At 66.3% G+C, this 26,606-nt stretch carries 24 protein-coding genes; 8 read left to right on the forward strand and 16 right to left on the reverse strand.

Annotated features, from left to right (window positions below; genetic code table 11):
- Position 1: 1 nt before the first annotated feature.
- The 4 genes from HNP47_RS01335 to radA form a co-directional block, all read right to left on the reverse strand.
- Positions 2–754, reverse strand: coding sequence for an SDR family NAD(P)-dependent oxidoreductase (locus HNP47_RS01335; RefSeq protein WP_184277774.1), 753 nt, complete (start codon positions 752–754; stop codon positions 2–4).
- A gap of 57 nt (positions 755–811) precedes the next feature.
- A complete protein-coding gene (purF, locus tag HNP47_RS01340; RefSeq protein WP_184277776.1) occupies positions 812–2,317 on the reverse strand; it encodes an amidophosphoribosyltransferase in 1,506 nt (501 codons plus the stop codon).
- Positions 2,318–2,343: 26 nt separating this feature from the next.
- The gene (locus HNP47_RS01345; protein ID WP_184277778.1) at positions 2,344–2,940 is read right to left on the reverse strand and encodes a CvpA family protein; all 597 of its coding nucleotides are present in this window, start codon (positions 2,938–2,940) and stop codon (positions 2,344–2,346) included.
- 174 nt (positions 2,941–3,114) lie between these two features.
- On the reverse strand, positions 3,115–4,485 hold the full coding sequence (radA, locus tag HNP47_RS01350; RefSeq protein WP_184277780.1) for a DNA repair protein RadA: 1,371 nt from the start codon (positions 4,483–4,485) through the stop codon (positions 3,115–3,117).
- Positions 4,486–4,657: 172 nt separating this feature from the next.
- Between radA and HNP47_RS01355 the strand changes: the two genes are divergently transcribed.
- Positions 4,658–5,287, forward strand: a complete 630-nt coding sequence (locus tag HNP47_RS01355; RefSeq protein WP_184277782.1) for a Yip1 family protein — start codon at positions 4,658–4,660, stop codon at positions 5,285–5,287.
- On the opposite strand, the gene alr is transcribed toward HNP47_RS01355, so the two are convergent.
- The 8 genes from alr to rpsF form a co-directional block, all read right to left on the reverse strand.
- The gene (alr, locus tag HNP47_RS01360; RefSeq protein ID WP_184277784.1) at positions 5,281–6,327 is read right to left on the reverse strand and encodes an alanine racemase; all 1,047 of its coding nucleotides are present in this window, start codon (positions 6,325–6,327) and stop codon (positions 5,281–5,283) included. The genes HNP47_RS01355 and alr overlap by 7 nt on opposite strands.
- A 38-nt stretch (positions 6,328–6,365) precedes the next feature.
- Complete coding sequence (locus tag HNP47_RS01365) at positions 6,366–7,856, reverse strand: replicative DNA helicase (RefSeq protein ID WP_055754947.1); 1,491 nt, start codon at positions 7,854–7,856, stop codon at positions 6,366–6,368.
- A gap of 111 nt (positions 7,857–7,967) precedes the next feature.
- A complete protein-coding gene (locus tag HNP47_RS01370) occupies positions 7,968–8,333 on the reverse strand; it encodes a hypothetical protein (protein WP_184277786.1) in 366 nt (121 codons plus the stop codon).
- Between the two features lie 160 nt (positions 8,334–8,493).
- Entirely contained in the window at positions 8,494–10,917 is a 2,424-nt protein-coding gene (locus tag HNP47_RS01375) for a TonB-dependent siderophore receptor (protein WP_184277788.1), read from the reverse strand.
- Positions 10,918–11,255: 338 nt separating this feature from the next.
- Positions 11,256–13,712 (reverse strand): TonB-dependent siderophore receptor, encoded by a 2,457-nt coding sequence (locus tag HNP47_RS01380; RefSeq protein ID WP_184277790.1) that lies wholly within the window; start codon positions 13,710–13,712, stop codon positions 11,256–11,258.
- Between the two features lie 332 nt (positions 13,713–14,044).
- A complete protein-coding gene (gene rplI, locus HNP47_RS01385) occupies positions 14,045–14,629 on the reverse strand; it encodes a 50S ribosomal protein L9 (RefSeq protein WP_055754943.1) in 585 nt (194 codons plus the stop codon).
- A 1-nt stretch (position 14,630) separates the two neighbouring features.
- Positions 14,631–14,909: a 30S ribosomal protein S18 gene (gene rpsR / locus HNP47_RS01390; protein WP_008259463.1), complete on the reverse strand. Its 279-nt coding sequence runs from the start codon at positions 14,907–14,909 to the stop codon at positions 14,631–14,633.
- 12 nt (positions 14,910–14,921) lie between these two features.
- Positions 14,922–15,308: a 30S ribosomal protein S6 gene (gene rpsF / locus HNP47_RS01395; RefSeq protein ID WP_026108635.1), complete on the reverse strand. Its 387-nt coding sequence runs from the start codon at positions 15,306–15,308 to the stop codon at positions 14,922–14,924.
- Positions 15,309–15,527: 219 nt separating this feature from the next.
- On the opposite strand from rpsF, the gene HNP47_RS01400 reads away from it, so the two are divergent.
- Both HNP47_RS01400 and HNP47_RS01405 read left to right on the forward strand, forming a co-directional pair.
- Complete coding sequence (locus HNP47_RS01400; protein ID WP_184277792.1) at positions 15,528–17,120, forward strand: carboxyl transferase domain-containing protein; 1,593 nt, start codon at positions 15,528–15,530, stop codon at positions 17,118–17,120.
- A gap of 50 nt (positions 17,121–17,170) precedes the next feature.
- Positions 17,171–18,070, forward strand: coding sequence for an enoyl-CoA hydratase-related protein (locus tag HNP47_RS01405; RefSeq protein WP_184277794.1), 900 nt, complete (start codon positions 17,171–17,173; stop codon positions 18,068–18,070).
- Positions 18,071–18,105: 35 nt separating this feature from the next.
- Here the strand turns inward: HNP47_RS01405 and HNP47_RS01410 are convergent, their stop codons facing one another.
- Positions 18,106–18,717, reverse strand: coding sequence for a TIGR02466 family protein (locus HNP47_RS01410; protein WP_184277796.1), 612 nt, complete (start codon positions 18,715–18,717; stop codon positions 18,106–18,108).
- A gap of 87 nt (positions 18,718–18,804) precedes the next feature.
- On the opposite strand from HNP47_RS01410, the gene HNP47_RS01415 reads away from it, so the two are divergent.
- On the forward strand, positions 18,805–20,766 hold the full coding sequence (locus HNP47_RS01415) for a biotin carboxylase N-terminal domain-containing protein (protein WP_184277797.1): 1,962 nt from the start codon (positions 18,805–18,807) through the stop codon (positions 20,764–20,766).
- Here the strand turns inward: HNP47_RS01415 and HNP47_RS01420 are convergent.
- Positions 20,763–21,053 carry an antibiotic biosynthesis monooxygenase family protein gene (locus tag HNP47_RS01420; protein ID WP_184277799.1) on the reverse strand — a complete coding sequence of 97 codons (291 nt, stop codon included), beginning with the start codon at positions 21,051–21,053 and terminating at the stop codon, positions 20,763–20,765. The two genes, HNP47_RS01415 and HNP47_RS01420, sit on opposite strands and share 4 nt — an antisense overlap.
- 104 nt (positions 21,054–21,157) lie before the next feature.
- On the opposite strand from HNP47_RS01420, the gene HNP47_RS01425 reads away from it, so the two are divergent.
- From HNP47_RS01425 to HNP47_RS01440, 4 genes are read left to right on the forward strand one after another with little or no spacing between them, the layout of a single operon-like run.
- Positions 21,158–21,556, forward strand: a complete 399-nt coding sequence (locus HNP47_RS01425; protein WP_184277801.1) for a DUF1489 family protein — start codon at positions 21,158–21,160, stop codon at positions 21,554–21,556.
- Positions 21,557–21,606: 50 nt separating this feature from the next.
- The gene (locus tag HNP47_RS01430; RefSeq protein WP_311769995.1) at positions 21,607–22,965 is read left to right on the forward strand and encodes an MATE family efflux transporter; all 1,359 of its coding nucleotides are present in this window, start codon (positions 21,607–21,609) and stop codon (positions 22,963–22,965) included.
- A 54-nt stretch (positions 22,966–23,019) separates the two neighbouring features.
- Positions 23,020–24,723: a methionine--tRNA ligase gene (gene metG, locus HNP47_RS01435; protein WP_184277803.1), complete on the forward strand. Its 1,704-nt coding sequence runs from the start codon at positions 23,020–23,022 to the stop codon at positions 24,721–24,723.
- A 17-nt stretch (positions 24,724–24,740) separates the two neighbouring features.
- Positions 24,741–25,454: a 2OG-Fe(II) oxygenase family protein gene (locus HNP47_RS01440; RefSeq protein WP_184277805.1), complete on the forward strand. Its 714-nt coding sequence runs from the start codon at positions 24,741–24,743 to the stop codon at positions 25,452–25,454.
- Here HNP47_RS01440 and HNP47_RS01445 read toward each other — a convergent pair whose 3' ends face one another.
- Together HNP47_RS01445 and HNP47_RS01450 are read right to left on the reverse strand one after the other, a co-directional pair.
- Complete coding sequence (locus tag HNP47_RS01445; RefSeq protein WP_184277807.1) at positions 25,455–25,793, reverse strand: rhodanese-like domain-containing protein; 339 nt, start codon at positions 25,791–25,793, stop codon at positions 25,455–25,457.
- Positions 25,790–26,596, reverse strand: coding sequence for a TerC family protein (locus tag HNP47_RS01450; protein ID WP_184277809.1), 807 nt, complete (start codon positions 26,594–26,596; stop codon positions 25,790–25,792). Before HNP47_RS01450 ends, HNP47_RS01445 begins: the two co-directional genes overlap by 4 nt.
- Positions 26,597–26,606: the final 10 nt, after the last annotated feature.

Genomic DNA, 26,606 nt, shown 5'->3' on the forward strand with positions numbered 1-26,606 from the left:
CCTAGACCAGCGCTTCCGTCGTCGGTCCGGCCGCCCAGTCGCGGAAGCGGATCGTCAGCGGGGGCGTGGCGTCGGGGCGGGCCAGATCGACCACTAGGGGGCCGATCTCGGAGGGGTGGGGCAGGACGGACGGGTCTTCGCCCGGATAGGCCTGGGCGCGCATGGCGGTGCGCATGCGGCCGGGATCGACGATGCTGACGCGGACGGGCGTGCTCTCGATCTCGTCGGCCCAAGCCTTAACCAAGGCCTCGGCGCCCGCCTTGGTCGCGGCGTACATACCCCAGAAGGCCTTGGGTGCGGTCGCGACGCTGGTGGTGAAGTGGATGGCCCGGCCGGCGTCGGAGGCGCGCAGCAGCGGCTCCAGCGAGCGGATCAGGCGATAGACGGCGGTGAAGTTGGTCTTTTCGACCTTGGCGAACTCGCGCGGGTCGGCGTGCGACACCGGCGTCAGGCCCGACGGGCCCATGGTGGCGGCGCAGTGGACCCAGATGTCCAGCTTCTTGAACCGTTCGAAGATGGCGCCGCCCAGCCGGTCGATGGCCCCGCCGTCGACCAGATCGAACGGGATCAGGGTCGCATGGCGGCCGGTGGCGGCGAAGATGGCGTCGTCCAGCTCTTCCAACCCCCCTTGCGTGCGCGCTGTCGCGATGACGTGGGCGCCGGCCTTGGCCAAGGCCAGGGCGCTCTCATAACCGATGCCGCGCGAGGCGCCGACGACGAGGGCGATACGGTCGTTCAGGGGAAGTTCGGACATGGCCGCTGATAGCGCGGCCTTGACCCTCAAGCCAAGGCCGCGCGCTCAGGTTTCGCCCTAGGCGCTGACCAGCAACGACAGCTGTTTGGCGCCGAACTCGCGTCCGCCTTCCTCGATCTCGCGATCCAAGAGGCGGGTGGGGTAGTCACCAGTGAAATAGTGGTCAGTGAACTGCGGCGCGGCGGCGTTGCGGCCGGTCTCGCCCATCGCGCGATACAGGCCGTCGATGGACAGGAAGCCGAGCGAATCGACCTCCAGCATGTCGCGCATCTCTTCCAGCGTCTTGTTGGCGGCCAGCAATTGGGCGCGCTCGGGCATATCGATGCCGTAGAAGTCGGGGAACAGGATTTGGGGGCTGGCCGAACGCAGGTGGACCTCGGTCGCGCCGGCGGCGCGCACGGCGCGGACCAGTTTCAGCGACGTCGTGCCGCGCACGATGGAATCGTCGATCAGCACGACGCGCTTGCCGGCCAGGGCAGACTTGTTGGGGCTATGCTTCATCCGCACGCCCTTCTGACGGGCGCCCTGGCTGGGCTGGATGAAGGTGCGGCCCAGATAGTGGCTGCGAATGATGCCCATTTCGTAGGGGATGCCGCTTTCCTGGGCGTAGCCGAGCGCGGCCGGAACGCCGGAATCCGGCACCGGCACGACGATGTCGGCTTCGACGCCCAGTTCGCGAGCAAGGCCGCGGCCCATTTCCTTGCGGACCTCATAGACGGAGCGGCCGTTCACGACCGAGTCCGGGCGCGAGAAATAGACGTATTCGAACAGGCAGGGGCGGGCCGCGCGGGCGGGGAAGGGCTTGAGCGAGCGCAGGCCGCTGTCGTCGATGACGACGATCTCGCCGTGTTCGACATCGCGCACGAAGGTGGCGCCCATCATGTCCAGGGCGCAGGTCTCGGACGCCAGAACCCAACCGTCGCTCAACTGGCCCAGCACCAGCGGGCGGATGCCCAGCGGGTCGCGCGCGCCGATCATCTTGGTGCGCGTCTGCGCCACCAAGGCGTAGCCGCCCTCGATCCGGGCTAGGGCGTCGGTGAAGCGATCGACGATCTTGGCTTTGCGGCTGCGCGCGATCAGGTGGAGGATGACTTCGGAATCCGAGGTCGACTGGAAGATGGCGCCTTCGCTGACCAGCTGGCTGTGCAGGAATTTGAAGTTGGTCAGGTTGCCGTTGTGGGCGATGGCGATGCCGCCCTGGTCCAGATCGGCGAACATCGGCTGGATGTTGCGCAGGAAGCTGCCGCCGGCGGTGGAATAGCGGGTGTGGCCCACGGCCGCGCGGCCGGGCATCCGCGTCATCAGGTCGGCGCCGCCGAAGGCCTCGCCCACCAAGCCCTGGTGGCGTTCGGTGTAGAAACGCTCGTCCTTGACGCTGGCGATGCCGCAGGCTTCCTGGCCGCGATGCTGAAGGGCGTGAAGACCCAGGGCGACGACGGAAGAGCCTTCGTCCTCGTCCGCGCCCCAGACGCCGCAGACCCCGCATTCCAGACGGAGCTGGTCATCCTCCGGCTCGCGCCAGTGCTCGCGGTGAACGACGGGATCGGCGATATGGTGGCGCATCGTGGGGCTCCGATGACCGGGGAAACTTAAGGGGCGGCTTCGCGCGGCGAGTTAGGCTCTGATTGCGTCGGGGGCAAGGCTTCGTCGTCCGAAAAGCCCCGGCGTACGGACGAATCCACGACGGGCGTGATGGCGTCGGCGCCGCGCCCGATGCTGGGCAGGACGATCTGGATCATCCGAGCGCCCATGGCGCTGACTGGATAGAGCGCCGCCTTCCCGAGCCAGAGCGGCGTGCGCTCGCCCGGCAAGGCCGCGACGATGACCAGATGAACCGCGCCGATCAGGACCAGCGCACGGACGCCGCCGATGAAAAGTCCGAAGATGCGGTCGATGACGCCGAGGTGCGGATGGTCCTTGGCGCTCTTGGACATCATCGAGCCGACCAGGCGCAGGCCGAAATAGACGACGAAGAAGGTCAGGACGGCGGCCAGGATCGACCCGGCCCACTCGGGATCGACGAAGGCGCGCGTGACGCCCGCGGTCCAGGGCAGGGCGATCAGGGCGACCAGGGCCGCCAGGGTCGCGCTGAGCAGGGTGATGACCTCGCGCACCCCGCCGCGCACCCAGCCGGCGGCGACGGAGAACAGGATCACCACTATGGCGAAGACGTCGTATCCGGTCACTTAAGTAACTTGCTCTCCAAAGAGCCCCACCGTCCCCAACCCCGTCATCCTAGGGCTTGTCCCTAGGATCCATACGCCCGGTGGCGCCGGGGACTCCCGGCTTCGACGGAGTTTATGGATCCTCGCCACAAGGGCGAGGATGACGAAGCGAAAGAAAGCGCGACCGTCTATCCTCTAATAGCGGTTCTGCGAGATTCGTTCGACCACATCCGTCAGGCGCGTGACGGATGTCACCTTCACCCCCTTCGTCTTGGCGGTCAAAGTCGGGCTCAGAACCTGATCGAAACCCAGTTTTTGCGCTTCGCGCAGCCGGGCCTCGGCGCGGCCGACGCTGCGGACCTCGCCCGACAGGCCGATTTCGCCGAAGACGACGCAGCCCTGAGGCAGGGACACGCCGGTCGCCGAGCTGATCAGCGCCGCCGCCGCCGCGAGGTCCGCCGCCGGTTCGTTGATGCGTAAGCCCCCGGCGACATTCAGATAGACGTCCTGATCGCCAAATCCGAAGCCGCAGCGGGCCTCCAGCACGGCCAGCACCATGGCCAGACGTCCCGTCTCCCAGCCGATCACGGCGCGGCGCGGGGTGCCATAGGCGGACTTGGACACCAGGGCCTGCATCTCGACCAGTACCGGCCGCGAGCCTTCGATCCCGGCGAAGACGGCGGCGCCCGGCGCGCGCTCCTTGCCGTCGCCCAGGAAGAGGGCGGACGGGTTGGCGACCTCGCGCAGGCCGGCGTCGCCCATCTCGAACACGCCGATCTCGTCGGTGGCGCCGAAGCGGTTCTTGCCGGCGCGCAGGATGCGGAACGGATAGCCGCGCTCGCCCTCGAAAGTCATGACCGCGTCGACCAGGTGTTCGACGACGCGCGGGCCGGCGACCTGGCCGTCCTTGGTGACGTGGCCGACCAGGACCACCGCAACGCCCTGCGACTTGGCCAGTCGCACCATCTCGCCGGCGCAGGCGCGGACCTGGGTGATGGATCCGGGGCCGCTTTCGTGCACGTCGGACCACAGAGTCTGGATCGAATCGACGATGACGATGTCGAACTGTTCGCGCTTCAGCGTGCCCAGGATGTCGCGCAGCGCCGTCGCGGCCGCCAGATTGACCGGGGCGTCGGCCAGGCCCATCCGTTTGGCGCGGGCGCGGATCTGCTCGACGGCTTCTTCGCCCGAGATATAGGCCACGCGCGATCCGCGCAGCGCCGCCTTGGCCGCGACCTCCAGCAACAGGGTCGATTTGCCGACGCCCGGATCGCCGCTGAGCAGGATGGCCGAGCCGGGCACCACGCCGCCGCCGCAGACCCGGTCGAACTCCGCCACGCCCGTCGTGATGCGCGGCGGCTCGGGCGTGTCGGACTGAAGCGTTTCGAACTGAATGCCGCGCGTGCGGGCCGAAGCCGCCGCCGACGGCTTGATCGCGCCCGGCGGAGCCGAGCGGCTTTCTTCGCTCAAGGTGTTCCACTGGCCGCAGGAGCCGCACTGGCCCGACCACTTGCTGTGGACCGAGCCGCAGGACTGACAGACGTAGAGGGCGGAATCGCGAGCCATGGGCTTCCTTAGCAGATCGAACGGTCGCGTCGGACATGGCGTCGGCTCACGACAGTTTCGGTCGCAAGCGCAACCTTTGCCATATTGAGGGATTGAGAATGTGTCGCACACCCTTGCTTCTTGAAGCGACGCAACGTCAACATCCGCCCATCTTCTCTCGCCGAGGCCTGTCATGAGCGATCCGACGACCCACTCCCAACCCGCTGTCGATCCGGCCCTGGTCGCGCGGGTCAAGGGGATTTTGGTCCAGCCCAATGCGGAATGGCTGCGCGTCGATGGTGAGTTCGCCACGACCAAAACGCTGTTCACCCGTTACGCGATGATCCTGGCCGCGATTGGTCCGATCGCTGGGTTGATCGGCAGCCTGATTTTCGGTGACGCGTCGATTACCGGAGCCTTGGTGGTAGCTCTGATATCCTACGGTCTGTCCCTTGCCGCAGTCTTCGTGCTCGGCATTCTTATCAATGCGTTGGCGCCCAGCTTCGGTTCGACCGTTGATCAGGTTCAGGCCATGAAGGTGGCCGTTTACGCCTCGACCGCAGCATGGGTCGCTGCGGTATTCGACCTGATTCCTGTATTGAGCGTCTTGAGCCTGATCGGCGCGATTTACAGCCTAGTGCTGCTGTTCATCGGCCTGCCGCTGCTGATGAAAACGCCGGACGACAAAAAGGTGGTCTACTACGTTGTCGTGCTGATCGCGGGCTTGGTTCTCTATGCGATTATAGGCGCGGCGATACGTGGGGTGACACTCTCCGTCGCCGCTACGACCGCTGGTCTCGCCGGAATGGGCGCCGGCTACTGAGAATAGACGCGCGGCACGCGGGGGGTGATCGAGGTCAGCAACTCGTAGCTGATGGTCCCCGCCGCGGCTGCGGCGTCATCCAACAGGCGGGTCGGGCCGAACAGTTCGACCGGATCGCCGACCGCGACATCCAGGCCAGTGATGTCGACCGCGCAGACATCCATCGAAACCCGACCCAGCAGCGGGCGGGTCTCGTTGGCGATACAGACCGCCCCCTTGGGCGAATAGGATCGCAGCAATCCATCCGCATAGCCGGCCGCCACGGTGGCGACCTTGATCGGGCGTTCGGCGATGTAGCCGCGCGAATAGCCGACGCTTTCGCCCGCCAGCACGTCGCGAACCTGAAGCACTTCGGCCGTCAGGGTCGCCACGGGTGCGATACGAGAATCGGGACGCCCCTCCGGTCCGCCGCCGTAAAGACAGATGCCCGGGCGCACGGTGTCGAAGGCGAAGTCCGGGCCCAGGAAACAGCCGCTGGAGTTGGCGAACGACCGGATCACGCCCGGATAGCGATCCAGCACGCCCGCGAAGGCGTCGCGCTGGCGCCGGTTCATCGGATTGGCCGGTTCGTCGGCGCAGGCGAGGTGGGTCAGCACCAAGGCCAGGCCGTCGATAGCCTCGGGCGCGTCCTCGGGCCGAATGCCCAGCCGGTTCATGCCAGTGTCGATCTGCAGGCCGCAAGTCCCGCCGCCCGCCGCCCTCCAGGCCTGGATCTGCGCCGGATGGTTCAGCACGGGCCGCAGGTCCGACGCCTTCAGCATCGCCGCATCGTCGCCGTGGCAGCCGTCGAGCACATAGATGACGGGACCGTCGGCGCCCAAGGCCGCCCGCAGCCGCACGCCCTCCGCCGCCCGCGCCACGAAGAAGGTCCGCGCCCCCTCGGCCATCAGCCGTGTCGCCACGGCCTGCGCCCCCAGTCCATAGCCGTCCGCCTTGACCACCGGATGCACCGGCTGGCCGCTGACGGCCTCCAGCGTGTGATAGTTGCGCGCGAGGGCGTTCAGATCGACGGAGAGGACGGCGGGGGTCGCTACGGTCATGGCGTCCTTATGCGCCAACACCGCGCCGATGGAAGAGGCTACTCGTAGCTGACCTCTTCATAGCCGTGCGCCAGGTTGCCGAAGCGGACGGTGTCGGCGTCGAAGGCCAGTTTGACGATGCCGATGGGGCCGTGGCGCTGCTTGCCGATGACGACCTCGGCCTGACCTTGCAGGCGGTCCATGTCCTGCTGCCATTGCAGGTGTTCCTCGGTCCCCTCGCGCGGCTCGGCGCGGCCCAGGTAGTAGCTCTCACGATAGACGAACATCACGCAGTCGGCGTCCTGCTCGATCGAGCCGGATTCACGAAGGTCCGACAGTTGCGGGCGTTTGTCGTCGCGCTGTTCCACCTGACGCGACAGCTGCGACAGGGCGATGATCGGCACCGACAGCTCCTTGGCCAGGGCCTTCAGTCCGCCGGTGATTTCGGACACCTCCTGCACGCGGTTCTTCTGGCCGCCGCTGTTCCCGGTCGTGACCAGTTGCAGATAGTCGACGATGATCAGGTCCAGCCCATGTTCCATGCGCTTCAGGCGGCGCGCGCGGGCTGCCAGCTTGGAGATGGACAGGCCGCCGGTGGCGTCGATGTAGAGGGGGCTTTCGCCGATCTCGACCGCCGCGTCGCGCAGCTTGCCGAAGTCGGTTGCGTCGATCTCGCCCTTGCGCAGCTTGTCCGACGAGACACCGGACGCATCGGCCAGAATACGCATCGCCAGCTGTTCGGCGCTCATTTCCAGCGAATAGAAGGCGACGACGCCGCCGTTGACGGTCTTGCGGCCCTCCGGCGTCGGCTCCCACTGATAGGCGCGCGCCACGTTGAAGGCCATGTTGGTCGCCAACGCCGTCTTGCCCATCGACGGACGGCCGGCGAGAATCAGCAGGTCGGACGGGTGCAGGCCGCCCAGTTTGCGGTCCAGATCGTTCAGGCCGGTGGCGAGGCCGGCCAGCTTGCCCTCGCGCTGATACGCTTCGGCCGCCATCTGAACGGCGCCGGACAAGGCGTTGGAGAAGCTGACGAAACCGGACGACGGTTTGCCTGTCTCTGCTAGCGAATACAGGGTCTGTTCGGCCTGTTCGATCTGTTCGTCGGCAGGCGTCTCCGGATTGGGCGCCTCCTTGATCATGTCGCCGCCGATGCGGATCAGGTCGCGCCGCAGCGCCAGGTCATAGACGACGCGGGCGTAGTCGGGGGCGTTGGCGGCGGGCGGCGCACGGTCCACCAGGTCGGCGAGGTAGCGCAGGCCGCCGAACTCCTGGAACGCCGGATCCTGCTTGAACCGCTCCATCAGGATGGTCGGTTCGGCGAGCAGCCCCTGGCGGATATGGTCCTCGATCGCGTCGAACAGCCGCTGGTGGAAGGGTTCGTAGAAGTGCGAGCCGCGCAGCCGGTCGTTCAACCGCTCGAACACGGCGTTGTCGAACATCAGCGAGCCCAGCAGCGCCTGCTCGGCCTCCAGATTGTGCGGCATCGAACTGACGCCGCCGGAGTCCAGCGGAGACGACGAGAAGGGCATGGGGGCGAAGGCGTTCATCGATTAACGCTTTAGCCCTCTCACGCTTCTGCGTCAGACGCGGACGCCGCCTGGACCGTGGACAGATCGCGCCGCCTTGGGGACGAACCGGAATTCCTCAATCGGCGCGGGTCAGGCGCACGGGTAGTCGTGCGCCATCCATTCGCGGAAGGCCTGGGTCACACTGATGTTGCGACGGGCCTGCGGAATGGCGTTGAAACGGTTCAGGATGGCGCTGGGCGAGACGCTGACCTTGTCCGGCATGCAGGTCGCGGGCTGACGGCCGGCCGCCTTGGCCTGGGTCTGTTCGGCGCGGACGGTGCGAACTGCGCCCCGGAACTCGGCCATCAGACGGCGGGTGTCGGAGCGTAGCAGGGCGGTCGGGTTCTGAGGAATGGCGTTGGCGGTGGTCAGGAATTCCTGAACCGTCATGGCGTTGGCCGCGCCGGCGAAAAGCGACAGCGCCAGGACGCCGGCTGCGATCGATCTGGTCTTCATCTGGTCCCCTCCAAAGCCCCCTCTGGCAGCGCCCAGATTGAACGGCGATATGTGTCGCAACTGCGGCGAAGCAGAACGGCCAAGCTGAAGGTTTCGTAATGCAAACAAGGAAAAGGGCGCTCCGAAGAGCGCCCCTGCCTGACTGGCGATCAGCCCAACCTCACCATTTGAGGCTAAGGCGCGCATAGCCGTAGCGGCCGTTGAAGCCGAAGGGCGAATAGTAGGGGAAGCCCAGAACGCCGTTGGAGTTCAGCGACGCCGGCACGAAGTCCGGATATTCGTCGAACACGTTGTCCACGCCGATCGCCACCCCGACGCGTTCGGTCAACTGGAATCGGCCTTCCAGATCCACGACCGTCTTGGCCCCGGTGCTGTAGTCGTTCGCCGCCGTCGATCCGGGTTGCAGCACGTCGCCATAGTAGGTGGCGCGAACCGTGGCGCCCCACTTGTCCCGGCTCCAGTCCGCCGACGCCGAGACCTTGGTGTCGGGCGTACCGTCCTCGATGGTCAGGATGCGTTGGCGCGCGAACAGGGTCGGGACCGGGTTCAGCACCGAGGAGGACGTCGGCACGCGGTTGACCGAGACATCGTTTAAGTTGGCTGCGACGGTGAAGTCGAAATCGCCGAGCGTGTCGGTCGGCAGACGATACCGTCCGACGACATCCACGCCTTCGGTCGAGGTCGAGACCCCGTTCAGGAAGAAGCGTGCGGCCTGGACGCCTTGCGGATCCAGCAGACTGGCGACCTGGCCCGAGAACGTCCGGTTGATCAGTTCGGACAGAACGATCTGATCGTCGATGTCGATCTTGTAGGCGTCGACCGTCAGGTCGAACCGGCCCAGTCGCACCACGGCCCCCACCGAATAGTTGGTGGAGGTCTCGGCCTTCAGCGGACGCGCGCCAAGGGGCCCTGCGACGGTGCTGGTGGCCGGGAAGGTGCCGGTTTCGACCACGGCGCCGTTCTGGATCACCGAGGCGGTCGAGGTGAAGAAGGACTGCTGTAACGACGGCGCGCGGAAGGCGGTCGAGACCGAACCGCGCAGGGCGAAGCTGGGGGTGAAGTCATAGCGGGCCGACAGCTTGCCCGTCTGGGTGTCGCCGAAGTCGGAATAGTCCTCGAACCGCACGGCGCCCTCGACCCGCAGCTTGTCGGTCAAGGGGATTTCGACGTCGGCGTAGGCGGCGAAGTTGTCTCGATCGACATCGACGGCGTTCGAGGGCTGGAAGCCGACGAAGCCCTGGGCGCCGCCGGTCAGGGCGGTGTTGGGGCCCAAGGGGCCGCGGTTGTAGCTCTCGGGCTGGCCGGCCTCGATCTTGTAGTTTTCCCAGCGCTGCTCCAGGCCCCAGGCGAAGTTCAGCGGCCCGCCGGACAGACCGACCTCGAACTCGCGGCTGAAGTCGGCGCCCAGCACCAGTTGGTCGTAGATCAGGCTGCCTGAATCGAAGCTGGTCGGCGAAGTCGCGCCGTAGGTGGAGTTCAGCGAATCCTCGGTGCGGAAGTCCAGGGCATTGCGGCCATAGGTCAGGCTGATGTCCGTGTTCCAGCCCGCCAGTTCGCCGCGCAGGCCGCCGGCCAGCGACGCGTCTTTGGAATTGATGGCGACCTTCGACAGGAAGCCGTTCGGGTAGATCGAGGCGACATTGTTGGCGTTGTCGGACAGGCGAGGGAAGGCGGCGCCTTCGCTGTCGCGGTCCTGATAGCCGGCCCAGCCATAGGCTTCCCAGCCGTTGCCCAGACCCTTGCCGGCGTTGGCGAAAACGGTCCACTGCTCCACATCCGGATCGCCGAAGCGGGCGGTGATCGCGCCGTTCGCGGCTGCGCGGGGATCGTAGTCCGAGCGGTTGGTCGATTCGCGGCTCAGATATTCGGCCGACAGGGTCAGAAAGCCGTCGTCGCCCAGCGAGAACCCTTGCCAGGCCGAGGCCGTGACGGTGCCGCCGTCGGTCTCGTCGCGTTCACCGCGCGCGGTCTTCACGGTGGTGAAGTACTGGCCGTAGGTCACGCTAGCGCCGCCGCCGCTGGAGGCTTCCTTCAGGCGCAGGTTCACCACCCCGGCGATGGCGTCCGAGCCGTATTGGGCCGAGGCGCCGTCGCGCAGCACCTCCACCCGGTCCAGAGCGCCGGTCGGAATGGTGTTCAGATCGACGGCGGCCGAGCCGCGCCCCACTACGCCGTTAACGTTGACCAGGGCCGAGGCATGGCGGCGCGTGCCGTTGACCAGCACCAGCGTCTGATCCGGCGACAGGCCGCGCAAGGTGATCGGGCGGATCGAGTCCGAGCCATCGTTGGCCGACGGCCGCTGGAATGTCAGCGACGGCACGGCCTGGGCCAGGGCGGTGGCGAACTCGGTCGTGCCACGCGTCTGCAACGCCTCGGACGTCACGACATCGACGGGCGCCAGGGTGTCGAGGCGCGAGCGGTTCTGGACCCGCGTGCCGGTCACGACAATGTCGTCCACCTGCGCCGCCTCACCGGCGACGGGTTCGGCGTTCTGAGCAAAGGCCGGGGCGGCGCTCAGCAGGGCGAAGGTCGAAACGGTGGCGAGCAAGGCCGGTGCGGCGGCCCGTTGAGAAAGAGAGCGCATTGAGAGATTTCCTAAGGCTTGTTTTGGCGCGAACGCGCATCGCCGCCGCTGCTCGCGACGGGCTTTGAAGTCGATTTGCAGTTCAGGTGTATTGCGGTCTCAGCCGCAACATCGCGCGATGGCGGGCGGCGTCGCCGTAGTATGGGGGGTGATCTTCATGGCCTCTCCAACCGCAAGGTCGGGGAGATCCCGGCGGTCATGGCCATATCAGGGCGAAGGTGCGGCGGGTCAATCGACGCAGAGGGCCATGTTTCGTTGCAGCAGCCAGTAGGAAATCTATCGCCACGCAAAATGGGGCGCTCCGAAGAGCGCCCCATTCGGGTGTGATATCGGTTGGCTTAGAAGTTGTAGCTCAGACGGCCGTAGAAGAAGCGGCCGTTGAAGCCGTAGGGTGAGTAGCTCGGGTAGCCCACCGAACCGGTCGCGCCGTTGATGTTGGTCGGCGTGGCGGTTGGATATTCGTCGGTCAGGTTGTTCACGCCGACCGCAAGCGAGACGCCGAACGGCAGGGTGTAGCGGCCCTCAAGATCCACCAGCAGTGCGTCGCCCGTTTCGTAGTCCAGGGTGGCGTTGTTGTTGGCGACCAGAACGCTGTCGTAGCTGGTGCCCTTCAAGGTCGCCCCGAAGTCGCCCAGCGACCAGTCCACGCTGGCGACGATCTTCTGTTCCGGCGTGCCCTGTTCAAACGACAGTTTGGAGGAGCGGTCGAACAGGAAGGCGTCGGACGGCGCAATGGCCAGGTTGCTGGGAACGGCTGGCGTCTTGGTCACTTCGGTCGAGTTGAAGTTGCCCGCCAGTGTGAAATCGAACCGCCCGAAATCCTGCTGCGTCCGATAGCGCGCCACGACATCGACGCCGCTGGTCGAGGTGTCCACACCGTTCAGGAAGAACCGCGCGCCGGTCACGCCGAACGGAGCGAGCAGAGCCTGAATGGCCGCCGTGGATTGCGCCGTCTGGCTGGGCCGCGACACGCCGAGCGTCTCGGAATAGATGATCCGGTCAGCGACATCGATGCGGTAGGTGTCCACCGTCAGTTCGAAGCCCTCATGTCGGAAGACCGCGCCGAGCGAGTAGTTGGTCGAGGTTTCGGGCTCCAGCGGCTTGGAGCCCAGGGCGATCGCGATGGGATCGTCGACCCGGTACGAGCCGTTCTGCTGAAGCACCACGCCGCCCGCTGTGGCGACGAGGTTGGTGGCGATGTAGCTGAAGTACTGTTGCTGAAGGGCTGGCGATTTGAAGCCAGTCGATATGGCGCCACGCAGGGCGAAGGCCTCGGTGAAGTCGTAGCGCCCCGAAATCTTGCCCGTGAACTGATCGCCGAAGTCGGAATAGTCCTCGTAGCGCCCGGCCAGACCGACACTGAACTGTTCGGAGAATTTGCCCTCCAGGTCGATGTAGGCGCTGATGTTGTTGCGATCGACATCGACCGCATTGGACGGCGCAAAGCCAGGGAAGCCTTGCGATCCAGCGCCGCCGGCCGTGACGGGGCCTTTGTTGTAGGAGGTCGGTTCGCCTGCGGTGACGCTGAAGTCCTCGCGTCGGTATTCGACGCCGAAGGCGACGTTCAACGGTTCGTACAGGTTTGCTTCGATCTGTTTGACCGCATCCACGCCGATGGTCAGTTGGCCGTAGCTGAGGCCGCCGGCGTCGAACTGGGTCTGAGACGCGGCGCCATAGGAGGCGTTCAGGGAGTTGAGGACGCGATAGTCCAGCTCATTGCGCCCATAGCCGACCGAGATGTCCCAGTCGAAGCCGGCCGCGGGGCCTTTCAGGCCGCCGTATATATTGTAGTCGGCGATGTCGGCGGAAATGATTGGCAAGAAGCCATTGGGATAGATGGCGGTGACGTTGTTGGAGTTGTTGAAGGCGCGGGCCGTCGCCGCAGCCTCGGATTTGCGCTTCTGATAGCCGCCGAAGGCGTAGGCTTCCCACTCGCCGCCAAGGGGTTTCCCGGCGTTGAAATAGCCGGTGTAGGCTTCGGTATAGGGATCGCCGAAGCGACCGATGACGGTCGTCGCATTGCCGCCGTTGACGGCGGTGGTCGCAGCGTAGTCGGAGCGATTGGTGGGCTGGCGTTTCTGGACTTCGCCCGAAAGGGTCAGGAAGCCGTCGCCGAACAGGGGCAGGCCGATCCAGCCGGCGAGCGAGGTCTGTTCGCCGTCGCGGCGGCTGTGCTCGCCGCGCGCGGTCGTGAAGTCGGTGTCGTAGATGCCGTAGTTGGCGGTGATACCGCCGCCGCTCGAGGCCTGGCGCAGACGCAGATTAATGACGCCGGCGATGGCGTCGGCGCCGTATTGCGCCGAAGCGCCATCACGCAAGACTTCGACCGAGCCAAGGCTGATCGACGGAATCGTATTCAGGTCGAAGGCGGTCGAGCCACGGCCAAGCGCGCCGTTGACGTTGACCAGGGCGCCGACATGGCCGCGCTGACCGTTGATCAGGACCAGGGTCTGGTCAGGAGCCAGACCGCGCAGGGTTGCCGGACGAACGTGATCCGAACCATCGGAAATGGCCGGACGAGGGAAGTTGATGGACGGGGCGGTGGCGGCGAGGGCGGCGGCCAGCTCTGTGCCGGTGCCCTGTTTCGCCAGAGTTTCGCCGGTGATGACATCGACGGGCGCGACGCTGTCGAGCCGGCTGCGCCCGACGGTGCGCGTGCCGGTGACGACGATCTCATCGACATCGGTGGCTTCACCTGCCGGAGGCGTGGTCTGGGCGAACGCCGATGAGGCGATGAAGAGCGCGCTGGTGGAGGCGAAGGCCAACAGGGCCTGACGACCGTATCCGATTTTCATTGATAGTCCCCGACGATGCATGACAGCCCTCTGTGTCGGCGCTCGACAGGCCGCCATGCCGTCGCCCTCGGCCGGCGTCTCGAAAAGCGCAATAATCTTGCGCATATATTCGAAACGCAGGTCTCGATTGCAGGCTGTGACCACAATGTGACGACGTCAAGCAAGCTTGATGTCTAGATGTCCATTTGAGAGATCAATGATCTGGCTTTGTTGTAATCTTGTCATAGGTCAAGCTGACGATCGGCCATGCGGTTGGCGATAGCGTCCCGCGCAGCAAAAAGGGCGCGTCCCTTGCGAGACGCGCCCTTGATGTCGTTTGGGATCCGGTCGGATCAGGCTTCGTCGCCGAAGCCTTCCTGTTGACCGGCGCCGCCTTCGATCAGTTCCTGGGCCGATTGCTCGGCGGCCTGGCGCTCATCGTCGAACTGGCTGCGGATCACGTCCTCGCCCTTGGCTTGGCGCTCGGCCTCGTCCATCGAGCGGGCGATGTTGATCTTGACCGTGGCGCGGACCTCGGCGTGCAGGCGAACCGGCACTTCGTGGACGCCCAGGCTCTTGATCGCCGTGTTCAGGACGACCTGCGAACGCTCGACCTTGCCGCCTTCGGCCTGGATGGCCTCGGCGACGTCGCGACCGGCGACCGAACCGTACAGGTGACCGGTTTCACCGGCCTGACGGATCATGACGTAGGTCTGGCCGTCGATCTTGTCGGCGACCTTCTGAGCGTCGGCCTTGTTCTTCTCGTTGCGCTGCTCGATGGCGGCGCGGTCGAGTTCGAACGCCTTCAGGTTGGCGGCGGTGGCCCGGCGGGCCTTGTCGCGCGGCAGAAGGAAGTTACGGGCGAAGCCGTCCTTGACGGACACGACGTCGCCGATGGCGCCGAGATTCTCGACGCGTTCAAGCAGAACGACCTTCATCTCACTTCACCACGTAAGGCAGGAGGGCCAGATAGCGAGCGCGCTTGATGGCCTTGGCCAGTTCACGCTGCTTCTTCTGGGAGACGGCGGTGATGCGCGAAGGCACGATCTTGCCGCGTTCGGAGACGTAACGCTGCAGCAGCTTGACGTCCTTGTAGTCGATCTTCGGCGCATTGGCGCCCGAGAACGGGCAGACCTTGCGGCGACGATAGAAGGGGCGGCGGCCGGCGGCGCCGGAGCCCGCCGGTGCGCCCGGGGTCGGGGCGGTGGTATCGGTCATGTTCCGGGTTCCTTATTCGGCGTCGGCGGCGGCGTCGTCGCGCGGGGTGCGCTCGCGCTCACGCTCGCGTTCACGCTCGCGGCGGGCCAGCAGCGGCGACAGTTCCAGGTCGAGTTCCTCGACGCGGACGGTCAGCCAGCGCAGCACGTCTTCGTTGATCGACAGCTGACGCTCGACTTCGGCCATGGCGGCCGGAGGGGCGTCGACGGCCAGCAGCGAATAGTGAGCCTTGCGGTTCTTCTTCACGCGGTAGGTCAGGTTGCGCAGACCCCAGTATTCGATCTTGGCGACCGAGCCGCCACCGGCGACGATCAGATCCTTGATGGTGTCATTCAGCGCTTCGGCCTGTTGCGCCGAGATATCCTGGCGCGTCATGACCGTGTGCTCGTAAAGAGCCATGCGGTAGTCTCCCTTGTGGGCGTCGGCGCGGAAACGACCGGGTAAGTCGGTCTCCACGATGGCTCCTGGCGCGGCGGCCGGACCGAACGTCCAACCCTTTGGTGCTCCGCGACAGGACCGAAGCCCTGGAAAGGCGGGGCCTATAGGCGAAAAGGGGCGAGGAAGCAAGGATGGCGGCAGACGCTTGTGGCGCCCCTCGACCCCGCCTAAACCAGCCCCATGCCGAAGCTGACGTCCGCGGTCGATCCGCAAAGCCAAAAGTACAAGTCCCTGCACGCGCACAACAGCGCCCTGGTCGCCGAGTTGCGCGACCATGTGGCCAAGGCCGCGCGCGGCGGGTCCGACAAGTCGCGCGACCGTCACGTCGCTCGCGGCAAGCTGTTGCCGCGCGACCGTGTCGAGCGCCTGCTGGATCCCGGCTCGCCCTTCCTGGAGATCGGGCAACTGGCTGCGCACGACATGTATGACAGCGAGGCCCCGGCGGCGGGCGTCATCGCCGGCATCGGCCGGGTGTCGGGCCGTGAGGTCATGATTGTCTGCAACGATCCGACGGTGAAGGGCGGCGCCTACTTCCCCATGACGGTGAAGAAGCACCTGCGTGCGCAGGAGATCGCCGAGCAGAACCGCCTGCCGTGCGTCTATCTGGTCGATAGCGGCGGGGCCAATCTGCCGCACCAGGCCGAGGTGTTTCCCGACCGCGACCATTTCGGCCGCATCTTCTTCAACCAGGCCCGGATGAGCGCCAAGGGCATCGCCCAGATCGCCTGCGTCATGGGCCTGTCCACCGCGGGCGGCGCCTATGTGCCAGCCATGTCGGACGAGACGATCATCGTCAGGAACCAGGGCGCTATCTTCCTGGCCGGCCCGCCGCTGGTGAAGGCGGCGACCGGCGAGGTCATCTCGGCCGAGGAGCTGGGCGGGGCCGAAACCCACGGCCGTCGCTCGGGCGTAGTCGATCATGTCGCCGAGAATGACGAGCATGCGCTGGAGATCGTGCGCTCCATCGTCGGCAATCTGAACACGACCAAGACCGTAGAGATGGATGTGCGCGAGCCGCGCGCGCCGGCCTTCGACGCAGAGGAGCTGTACGGCCTGATCCCGGACGACGTGCGCGCCCCCTATGACGTGCGTGAGGTCATCGCCAGGTTGGTGGACGGGTCGGAGTTCGACGAGTTCAAGAGCCTGTACGGCTCGACCCTGGTGTGCGGGTTCGCGCGCATCTGGGGTTATCCGGTCGCCATCCTGGCCAACAACGGCGTCATCTTTTCCGAAAGCGCCCAGAAGGGCGCGCACTTCATCGAACTGGCCTGCAAGCGCAAGATTCCGCTGCTGTTCCTGCAGAACATCTCGGGCTTCATGGTCGGCGGCAAATACGAGGCAGGCGGCATCGCCAAGGACGGCGCCAAGCTGGTGACGGCCGTGGCCTCGGCCGAGGTGCCCAAGTTCACCGTCTTGATCGGCGGCAGTTTCGGGGCGGGGAACTACGGCATGTGCGGCCGGGCCTATTCGCCGCGCTTCTTGTTCACCTGGCCCAACAGCCGGATCGGGGTCATGGGCGGCGAGCAGGCCGCCAGCGTCTTGGCCACCGTGCACCGTGACGCCGAGACCTGGAGCGCGGAAGACGCCGAGGCCTTTAAGGCGCCGATCCGTCAGAAGTATGAGGACGAGGGCAATCCCTATTACGCCACCGCCCGCCTGTGGGACGACGGCGTCATCGACCCGGCCCAGACCCGCGATGTGTTGGGCCTGGCCATCAGCGCCAGCCTGAACGCCCCGATCCCGGAGACGACGTTCGGCCTGTTCCGGATGTAACCTATTGGTCCGCGCCTCGTTGTGAGCGGACACGCAGTTTGGAGACCCCCATGGCCGATCAACCGACCGAAGCCGACCTTAACGCCCTGGACGTCACCGACGCCGAGGCGGCCGAGATCAACAGCATCGCCCAGCCGCTGGTGCCCGATGCCGCGCCGGACGCCGACGACGATCTGGTGCAGATCGATTCGACCACCGACGGCGTCGTCTTCGTCACCATCAACCGTCCGGCCAAGAAGAACGCCTTCGACGCCGCGACCATCGCGGCCCTGCATGAGGCATTCGAAACGCTGCACGGCGCGGACCGGGTGCGGGCTGTCTTCATTCGGGGGGCGGGCGGCACCTTCAGCGCCGGGGCCGATCTGAACTGGATGCGCGACGCCGCCAGCTGGTCCGAGAGCGACAACCGCGACGACGCCATGGGTCTGGCGAAAATGCTGAAGGCCCTGCACGACATTCCCGCCCTGACGGTGGCGGTGGTCGAGGGCAACGCCATGGGCGGCGGAGCGGGCATTGTCGCCGCCTGCGACATGGCCGTGGCGGTCGAGGGCGCGCGCTTCGCCTTCTCCGAAGTGAAGCTGGGTCTGATCCCGGCGACCATCGCTCCCTATGTGATCGAGGCTGTCGGCGCGCGCCGCGCCCGCCAGTTGTTCCTGACCGCCAACGCCTTCGAAGCCGACTACGCCGCCCATGCCGGCCTGATCGACCTGGTCCTGCCAGAAGGATCGGTGGACGAGTTCATCTCGATGCTGAGCGACAGCCTGACCAACAATGCGCCGGGCGCGATGGGCGAGGCCAAGCGCTTGGTCAACGACATCGCCCACCACAAGATCGACAACGGCCTAATGGACGAAACCGCCAAACGCATCGCCCGCGCCCGCGTATCGGACGAAGGCCGCGAGGGCGTCGCCGCCTTCCTCGAAAAGCGCAAGGCCAGCTGGACGGTCTGATTGCGCTGATCGGCCGACGGAAACGGCGGCCGACTTCAGGCGTAGTTGAAGCTGATCGAGATTCGATCGGCCTTGGCCAGGTTGGTCGGCACCTCGTGCCGCAGCCAGCTTTCCCACATCAGCACCGTGCCTGCCTGTGGCTGCAGATAGACGAACGGCCGCTCGGCTTCGGTCGCGTCGTCAGTCACCGACGGGCGGGCCATCATGAAGGGCAGGCGGGGATCTTCGAGCTTTAGCGATGAGGCGCCGTCTGGCACGTCGATATAGACGGTGCCCGACAGGAAGGCGTGCGGGTGGATGTGACCCGTATGGCCGCCGCCGGGCTTCAGAATATTGACCCACAGATTGTCGAGGCGGGGTTTGCGCGCCAGGTCGAAGTTCAGCGCCTTGGCGTAGGCGACGGCATGGCGATCCAGGTGGCGCTTCAACTCGGCGAACTCCGGGAAGCGTTGGGGCAGGTCGTTCAGTGATCCGTAGGAGGTATAGCCGCGATAGGCGTTGACCTTGCACCATCGGCGGCCTGCCTCGTCCTCCTCGGCCATCATACGGATGACGTCGATCAGCTGTGCGTTGAAGTCGGACCAGCCACGCCCTTCGGCGAGGGAGGCTTCATAGACCTGGGTGACGAAGAGGGGGCGCAGGGACATCGGAGAGGCTTAACGCCTGCCGCGCTGTGTGAGAAGGGTCGTGCTCTGCCTCTCGCCTGATGCGCACGATCCGGCTAAGACCGCTTCATGTTCAAGTCCGTCCTTGTCGCCAATCGCGGCGAAATCGCCTGCCGTGTCTTCCGCACCGCCAAGCGGATGGGGATTCGCACCATCGCCGTCTATTCCGAGGCGGATGCCAACGCCCTGCACGTGCGCGAAGCCGACGAGGCGGTGCTGATCGGTCCGGCGGCGGCGCGCGAATCCTATCTGGACGGCGCCAAGGTGCTGGCGGCGGCCAAGGCGACGGGGGCCGAGGCGATTCATCCCGGATATGGCTTCCTGAGCGAGAACGCAGACTTCGCAGAGGCCGTCGCGGCGGCGGGCCTGATCTGGATCGGGCCGGACCCGTCCTCGATTCGCGCCATGGGTCTGAAGGACGCGGCCAAGGAGCTGATGATTCAGGCCGGGGTGCCGGTGACGCCGGGCTATCAGGGCGCGGACCAGTCGGAGGAAACCCTGACGGCCGAGGCGGCGCGGATCGGCTATCCGGTGTTGATCAAGGCGGTCGCGGGCGGCGGCGGCAAGGGTATGAAACGGGTCGATGATCCGGCCGATTTCGCCGCCGGTCTGGCCAGCGCCAAGCGAGAAGGGGCGGCGGCCTTCGGCGACGACCGCGTTCTGATCGAACGCTACATCACCCGCCCACGCCACATCGAGGTGCAGGTGTTCGGCGACAAGCATGGCGAGGTCGTCCATCTTTATGAGCGCGACTGTTCGCTGCAACGCCGCCACCAGAAGGTGATCGAAGAGGCGCCCGCGCCCGGCATGAGCGATGACGTGCGCGCCGCCGTGACCGGGGCCGCGATCAAGGCGGCCCGGGCGGTGAACTATGTCGGGGCCGGGACCATCGAGTTCATCGCCGACGCCTCGGACGGGCTGAAGGCGGACGGCGTCTGGTTCATGGAGATGAACACCCGGCTGCAGGTCGAGCATCCCGTGACCGAGAGCGTGACGGGCGTCGATCTGGTCGAATGGCAGTTCCGTGTCGCGGCGGGTGAGCCGATGCCGTTGAAGCAGGCCGAGATCCAGCTGAACGGCTGGGCCATGGAGGCGCGGCTGTATGCCGAGGACCCGGCCAACGGCTTTCTGCCCTCCATCGGCAAGCTCGAGCATTTCGTCATGCCCGAAGGCATCCGCGTCGATACCGGTGTGGAGCAGGGCGGCGAGGTCAGCCAGTTCTACGACCCGATGATCGCCAAGCTGATCGTGCATGAGGACACGCGCGAAGCGGCGGCGGCGCGGCTGGCTGAGGCGGCCGGCGAGGTCGAGGTCTGGCCGGTCAAGGCCAACGCCGGCTTCCTGAAACGCTGTCTGCAGCACCCGCGCTTCGTCGCGGGCGATGTGGACACGGGCTTCATCGCGGCGGAAGAGGCGGCGTTGCGGCCGCAGCCGTCCGACGAAGCAACGCTGGCGGCCCTGACCCTGATTGCGGAAGCGGCGGCGGAGGCGGTCGAGGCGCGTTCGGACCGTTTCAGCCCCTGGGGCGGGCAGCCGGGTCTGTCCTATGGCGTGCGCCTGAATGCGCCGGCGCAGACAACCATCTGGGCCAATGTCGATGGTCAGGGCGTGTCCGCTGCGGTGACGCCGGTAGAAACGGGCTGGCTTGGTTCGCAGGGCGAACTGGCCCACGTCGGGTTCGACCAGGTTCAGGCCGGGGATCGACTTTTCGGCTATCAGGCCGTCAACGACGGTTTCGTCCTGTTCGTCGACGGCGAGGCGCGTCGCGTCACGCCCTATCGCGCCGCCGTGGGTTCAGGCGCGGGCGCGGTGTCGGATGGGTCGCTGCGCGCGCCGATGCCGGGCAAGATCGTCGCGACGCCGGTCAAGGCCGGTGACGCCGTCACCAAGGGCCAGCCGGTCGTGGTGCTGGAAGCCATGAAGATGGAACACGCCCTGACCGCGCCGTTCGACGGCGTGGTGGAAAGCGTCGCGTCTCTAGGCGATCAGGTCGTCGAGGCGGCCGTCCTGGCGGTGGTGAAGGCGGACTAAAGCCCCACGCCGCCGATGGGGCGCGTCACGACCGTATCGCCCCATAGCGCGATCAGGCCGAGCGCCGGACGCATCACTCCGGATTTGCGGATCGTGTCGAACCAGGCATCGTGTGAGGGCTTGCTCATCCATACCTCTGTGACGAGCAGGGCGTCGGCGTCATTCACGTCGTGCGCCACGACGTAGCTGTGGCAACCCGGACGCTTCACATTGGGATCCAGCAGGCAGAGCGCTAGTTCATCGCGGCGGCCGGGATGGGCCGTCAGGCGAGTAATCAATCCGTACATACTGGTCCTAAGCGCGTTGGGCGAAGTGAACTGCGCCGGAGAATGGTTAGGGGGCTAAGATTAAGAATCTGGCCAATGCGCCTAAGGGGCACTACGTGGGCGCCATGCCGCTTCACATGATCAAGCTGGGCGTCGGAGTGCCGGACGTCGAATGGCTGGAGGCCCGCGCCGCCCGGGGCGGGGCGCTCGTCGTCCACACACGTATGACGCCCAAACGGGCGACCGAGATCGAGGACGGCGGCTCGCTTTATTGGGTGGTGAAGGGGACGATCGTGTGTCGCCAACCGGTGCTGGACATCGCGACGCTGGGCGAAGGCAAGCAGAGCCGATGCGAAATCACGCTCGAACCCAAGGTCATACGCACCGCGCCCATGGCCCGGCGGCCCTTCCAGGGGTGGCGATACTTCGAGCCCAAGGATGCGCCGGTCGATCTGACCGACCTCGACGCTGGCGAGGCGCCTGAGGAACTGGTGCGTCAGCTTCGCGAACTGGGCGCCTGGTAGGCTGAACATCAAAGTTTTTGGGAGTTGACCCCGGCGGGTCGGCGTGGCCTGTGCCGCGTCCGATGATCGCGCTCAGCCCCCAGACCCGTACCGCCTTGCGCGACCTGCTGAACCTGGCATGGCCGGTGATCCTGGCGCGCATCGGCATCATGACCATGGGGCTGACCGACGCTATCGTCGTAGGCAACTATTCCAGCAAGGAACTGGCGTTCCATTCGTTGGCCTGGGCGCCGACGTCGATCGTGGTGACGACGGCGGTGGGCCTGATGCTGGGCGTTCAGGTGATGACGGCGCGGATGCTGGGCGAGGGGCGTCGGCACGCGGTCGGATCGGTGCTGCGTCGCGGCCTGACCTATTCGTTGCAGATCGGCGTGGTGTCGATGATCGCCCTGATCGCCATTGGCCCCTGGGGGCTGGGCAAGTTGGGGTTGGAGGACGGTCTGGCGGAGGGCGCCGGGCCTGCCCTGGTGGTCTTCGCCCTGTCCATGCCCTTCTATCTGATCTCGGTGACGGAACAGTTCTTCCTGGAGGCGCTGGGCCGGCCCAAGCCCGGCATGGTCGCCATGTGGGTGGCGAACGGGGTCAATCTGGCGCTGAACATCGTGTTGGTGCCGGACCTGCTCGGCTTCGGCTTCGACGGCGCCTTCGCCTCGGCCTGGGCGACGTTCGGGGCGCGGGCGGCGCTGGCGATCTTCCTGGTGATCTACATCCTGCGTTTGCCCGAGGCGCGGGCGCTGGGCATTTTCGACAAGCCCGAGCGCGATCCCCAAGCCGCGCGCGAACAGGTCAAGGTCGGCCTGGGCGCCGGGGCCTCCTATTTCATCGAGGTCGGGGCCTTTTCCGGTTTCACGTTCTTCGCCGGTCAGATCGGCACAGCGGAGACGGCGGCCTGGGCGGTTGTGCTCAACGTCTCAGCGATCGTCTTCATGCTGCCCATGGGGCTGTCGTCAGCGACGGCGGTGCTGGTGGGCCGCAGCTATGGCGCTGGCGACGGGCGAGGGGTGTTGCGCGCGGGTCTGGTCGGGTTGGGCGTCGTGACGGCCCTGACATTGGTGGTCGCCTTGCTGGTCTGGCCCAGTGCCCATCTGATCGTCGGCGCCTATAATCGCGATCCGGCCCTGCTGGCTATCGCCGCGCCGGCCCTGGTGCTGGCGACCCTTTTCTTCGTAGCGGACGGTATTCAGGTCGTGGCGGCCCAGGCCAACCGCGCGGCGGGCGACGTCTGGTGGCCCACCATCATGCATTTCGCGGCCTACGGCGCGGTGATGATGCCGCTTGGCTGGGTGCTTGCGCACCAAATGGGCGTCAACGGCCTGGTCTGGGCGGTGGTGATCGCCAGCCTGGCGTCCTCGACCCTGCTGACCGGACGGTTCATCCGTATTGCGCGCCGTCTGCCGCAAGGCGTTTGAGGAAACGGCCTCGCCGCTCTATATCCCTGCGCTTCCCCGAACTCCTGGACGATCATGGCCCGCATCCTCATCACCTCGGCGCTGCCCTACATCAACGGCATCAAGCACCTGGGGAATCTGGCGGGCTCGATGTTGCCGGCCGACGTCTGGGCGCGGTTCAAGCGGGCCCAGGGGCATGAGGTCCTCTATATCTGCGCCACCGACGAGCACGGCACCCCGGCCGAGCTGGCCGCCGCCGCCGCCGGTCAGGACGTGCGCACCTATTGCGACGAACAGCACGAGATCCAGAAGGCCGCCGGTCAGGCCTTCGGCCTGAGCTATGACTGGTTCGGCCGGTCGTCCAACCCGCAGAACCATCGCCTGACCCAGCATTTCGCCGAGGCGCTGGAGAAGAACGGCCTGATCGAGGAGCGGGTGGATCGGATGATTTATTCGATCGACGACGCCCGCTTCCTGCCCGACCGCTATGTCGAGGGGACGTGCCCGCACTGTGGCCATGTCGGCGCGCGGGGCGACCAGTGCGACAACTGCGGACGCCTGCTGGATCCGACCGACCTGATTGATCCCTATTCGTCGGTGTCGGGCTCCAAGAATTTGGAGGTGCGCGACACGCGTCACCTCTATTTGCTCCAGACCAAGATCGAGCCCGAGATCCGCGCCTGGGTCGACGGCAAGACAGGCTGGCAACAGTTGGCCAAGTCCATCGCCTACAAGCATCTGGACGAGGGGCTGATCGACCGGGGCATCACCCGCGACTTGGCTTGGGGCGTGCCGGTGACCAAGGACGGCTTCCCGCGCCCGGGCATGGAGGACAAGGTCTTCTACGTCTGGTTCGACGCCCCCATCGAATACATCGCCGCGACCGAGGAATGGGCCGAGGCGACGGGCGGATCGTGGCGTGACTGGTGGCGTCTGGACGAGGGGGCGGAGGACGTTCGCTATGTCCAGTTCATGGGCAAGGACAACGTCGCCTTCCACACCGTCAGCTTCCCCGCGACCATCATCGGCTCGGGCGAGCCGTGGAAGACCGTGGATCAGCTGAAGGCTTTCAACTGGCTGAACTGGTACGGCGGCAAGTTCTCCACCAGCCAGAAGCGCGGCGTCTTCATGGATCAGGCGCTGGAACTGCTCCCGGCTGACTACTGGCGCTGGCGCCTTACAGCCTATGGGCCGGAGCACGCGGATTCGGCCTTCACCTGGGAGGATTTCCAGGCCTCGACCAACAAGGACCTGGCCGATGTGCTGGGGAACTTCGTCAACCGCATCGTCAAATTCGCGGAATCCAAGTTCGACGGCGTTGTGCCCGAAGGCGGCGAGGCCGGACCGGTCGAGATCCAGCTGGAAGCCGATATCAAGGCCGCCGTCGCCGAGGCGACCGAACAGCTGGAGGCGATGGAGTTCAGAAAGGCCGCCGTCGCCATCCGCGCCGCTTGGGTGCTGGGCAACGAGTATCTGCAGGTCGCGGCGCCCTGGACAGCGCTGAAGACCGATCGCGACCGCGCGGCGGTGGGCGTGCGCACGGGTCTGAATCTGGTGGCCCTGTTTGCGCGTCTGGCCGCGCCGATCCTGCCCTTCACCGCGCCCAAGATCGCGGCGTCGGTGGGGGTGGAGGATCTGAGCTGGCCCGGCGCCGACGAGGATCTGCTGCACCGTCTGCCGGTCGGCGGCAAGGTCGAAGCCCAAGGCGTCTTGTTCGCCAAGATCGAGGACGCCCAGGTCGCCGAATGGTCCGAACGCTTCGGCGGCCCGGACGCCTGATCCGAAGGGGATAAGCGATGACGCCGACCCTGACGCCCCTGACCAACGCAGCGCGCGCCGCCATTCGCGAGCGGTTGGGGCGCACGGGGCGGGCGCAGATCGAGGGCGTCCTGGCTCCTAAGGACGCGCAGACGCTCTACGACGCGGCGACGCGCGCCGAATACAATGTCGTGACGCGACGCGGAACCGGCCATGTCGATCTGCCCGCCGCCTGGCTGGCTTCCCTGACGCCGGATCAGAAACAGGCGCTGGGTCAGGCGGTGCAAGCCTCAGCCCAGACCGACTTCCAGTATCTGTACGACAATCACCCGATCTACGATCTGGTCCAAGCAGGGCAGGCGGCGCCGGTGTGGTCCGATCTGTTGGCCTTTCTGAACGGCGAGGCCTTCCTGGGTCTGATGCGCGACATGACCGGGGAGCCGCGGCTCGCCCTGGCCGATGCGCAACTGACCCGTTATCGCGCCGGCCATTTTCTGACCGAGCATGACGATCACGCCGAGGGCAAGAATCGCTTCTTCGCCTATGTGCTGAACCTGACGCCGGTCTGGCGCATCGAGTGGGGCGGCCTGCTGGCCTTCCATGGCGCCGACGGCAATGTGGCGGAGGCCTTTACGCCGCGCTTCAACACCCTGAATCTGCTGAAGGTGCCGACGCCCCATTCGGTGACGCAGGTCGCCCTGTCGGCGGCGGCGGACCGGATTTCGGTCACCGGCTGGCTGCGCGGTCGCTGATCAGTCCTGTTCGGCGAACACGACGGGAAGGCCCGCCGCGTTCCAGGCCTGGATGCCGCCGGTCAGGTTGAACAGCGGCTGGCCCTCGGGGCCGGTCGGGCCGACGAACGCGCAGACCTGGTGGCTGCGGCCGCCCTTCAGGCATTGGACGATGATCTTCTTGTCGGCCGGAAGGTCCAGCGCCCCCCAGGCGGCGGGCATCTGGCTGAGCGGCGCCAGGATCGCGCCGTCGATTCGCGCGGCGGCGAACTCGTCCGGCTCGCGCACATCGATCAGCACCGCTTCGCCGGCCTGCAGCCAGGCGGCGGCCTCTTCGACGGTGACGGTGGCGACGGTCATGGCGCGACCGTCGGTTCGGCGGGCGCCGGCGTCGGGCTGTCCGCGGTGCGCTTCTGACCCAAGTGTTTGGCCGCTTCCTTGGGACCGATCTCAAGGAAGGCCGGGGCCGAGGCGTTGAATTCGTCCATATGGCCGGTGCGGACCACCACCTGACGGGCGCCGTCCCAGACCATGTGCAGGGCGACATAGAGCACGACGACCAGACCGATGTAGCCGATCCAGCTGAAGCGATGCAGCAGCTTGGCGATATAGGTGGCGGCGACGCCCATCAGGGCGATCGACAGCACCAGGCCGAAGACCATGATCCAGGGGTGTTCGTGCGCGGCGCCGGCGACGGCCAGCACATTGTCCAGCGACATGGTGATGTCGGCGACCAAGATCTGAAGCAGGGCGGCGCCGAAGCTCTTGCGCTTGATGCCCAGTTCCTCGGGCGACGGACCAGAGCCATGCTCGATGCTCATGGCCAGTTCGAGTTCTTTTTCGGCCTCGGCCTGGTCGTGGGTCGCCTGCTCGCGCAGTTCGCGCCACATCTTCCAGCACACCCACAGCAGCAGCAAGCCGCCGGCCAGCAGCAAGCCGACCAGGGCCAGAAGCTGCACGGTGATCAGCGCAAAGCCGATTCGCATGACGACGGCGGCGGCCAGGCCGATCAGAATGGCCTTCTTGCGCTGGTCCTGGGGCAGGGCGGCGGCGGCCAGGCCCACGGCGACGGCGTTGTCGCCGGCCAGGACGAGATCCATCAGCAGGACCTGGCCCAGGGCCGTGGCCTGGCTGGCGAGTTCGGGAGACGAAAGGAATTCCATTTCCGCTCCT

This window comes from Brevundimonas vesicularis, assembly GCF_014204545.1.
Classification (GTDB): Bacteria; Pseudomonadota; Alphaproteobacteria; order Caulobacterales; family Caulobacteraceae; genus Brevundimonas; species Brevundimonas vesicularis_B.

Bases quoted from the DNA above. Each gene is read 5' to 3' on its own strand.
- HNP47_RS01400 (WP_184277792.1), top strand. From the start codon at position 15,528: ATGCCGAAGCTGACGTCCGCGGTCGATCCGCAAAGCCAAAAGTACAAG.
- radA (WP_184277780.1), bottom strand. From the start codon at position 4,485: ATGGCTCGCGATTCCGCCCTCTACGTCTGTCAGTCCTGCGGCTCGGTC.
- HNP47_RS01375 (WP_184277788.1), bottom strand. From the start codon at position 10,917: ATGCGCTCTCTTTCTCAACGGGCCGCCGCACCGGCCTTGCTCGCCACC.
- HNP47_RS01370 (WP_184277786.1), bottom strand. From the start codon at position 8,333: ATGAAGACCAGATCGATCGCAGCCGGCGTCCTGGCGCTGTCGCTTTTC.
- HNP47_RS01440 (WP_184277805.1), top strand. From the start codon at position 24,741: ATGACGCCGACCCTGACGCCCCTGACCAACGCAGCGCGCGCCGCCATT.
- metG (WP_184277803.1), top strand. From the start codon at position 23,020: ATGGCCCGCATCCTCATCACCTCGGCGCTGCCCTACATCAACGGCATC.
- rpsF (WP_026108635.1), bottom strand. From the start codon at position 15,308: ATGGCTCTTTACGAGCACACGGTCATGACGCGCCAGGATATCTCGGCG.
- HNP47_RS01445 (WP_184277807.1), bottom strand. From the start codon at position 25,793: ATGACCGTCGCCACCGTCACCGTCGAAGAGGCCGCCGCCTGGCTGCAG.
- rpsR (WP_008259463.1), bottom strand. From the start codon at position 14,909: ATGACCGATACCACCGCCCCGACCCCGGGCGCACCGGCGGGCTCCGGC.
- HNP47_RS01380 (WP_184277790.1), bottom strand. From the start codon at position 13,712: ATGAAAATCGGATACGGTCGTCAGGCCCTGTTGGCCTTCGCCTCCACC.
- HNP47_RS01355 (WP_184277782.1), top strand. From the start codon at position 4,658: ATGAGCGATCCGACGACCCACTCCCAACCCGCTGTCGATCCGGCCCTG.
- HNP47_RS01365 (WP_055754947.1), bottom strand. From the start codon at position 7,856: ATGAACGCCTTCGCCCCCATGCCCTTCTCGTCGTCTCCGCTGGACTCC.
- rplI (WP_055754943.1), bottom strand. From the start codon at position 14,629: ATGAAGGTCGTTCTGCTTGAACGCGTCGAGAATCTCGGCGCCATCGGC.
- HNP47_RS01420 (WP_184277799.1), bottom strand. From the start codon at position 21,053: ATGTACGGATTGATTACTCGCCTGACGGCCCATCCCGGCCGCCGCGAT.
- HNP47_RS01450 (WP_184277809.1), bottom strand. From the start codon at position 26,596: ATGGAATTCCTTTCGTCTCCCGAACTCGCCAGCCAGGCCACGGCCCTG.
- HNP47_RS01425 (WP_184277801.1), top strand. From the start codon at position 21,158: ATGCCGCTTCACATGATCAAGCTGGGCGTCGGAGTGCCGGACGTCGAA.
- HNP47_RS01415 (WP_184277797.1), top strand. From the start codon at position 18,805: ATGTTCAAGTCCGTCCTTGTCGCCAATCGCGGCGAAATCGCCTGCCGT.
- HNP47_RS01405 (WP_184277794.1), top strand. From the start codon at position 17,171: ATGGCCGATCAACCGACCGAAGCCGACCTTAACGCCCTGGACGTCACC.
- HNP47_RS01335 (WP_184277774.1), bottom strand. From the start codon at position 754: ATGTCCGAACTTCCCCTGAACGACCGTATCGCCCTCGTCGTCGGCGCC.
- HNP47_RS01410 (WP_184277796.1), bottom strand. From the start codon at position 18,717: ATGTCCCTGCGCCCCCTCTTCGTCACCCAGGTCTATGAAGCCTCCCTC.
- alr (WP_184277784.1), bottom strand. From the start codon at position 6,327: ATGACCGTAGCGACCCCCGCCGTCCTCTCCGTCGATCTGAACGCCCTC.
- purF (WP_184277776.1), bottom strand. From the start codon at position 2,317: ATGCGCCACCATATCGCCGATCCCGTCGTTCACCGCGAGCACTGGCGC.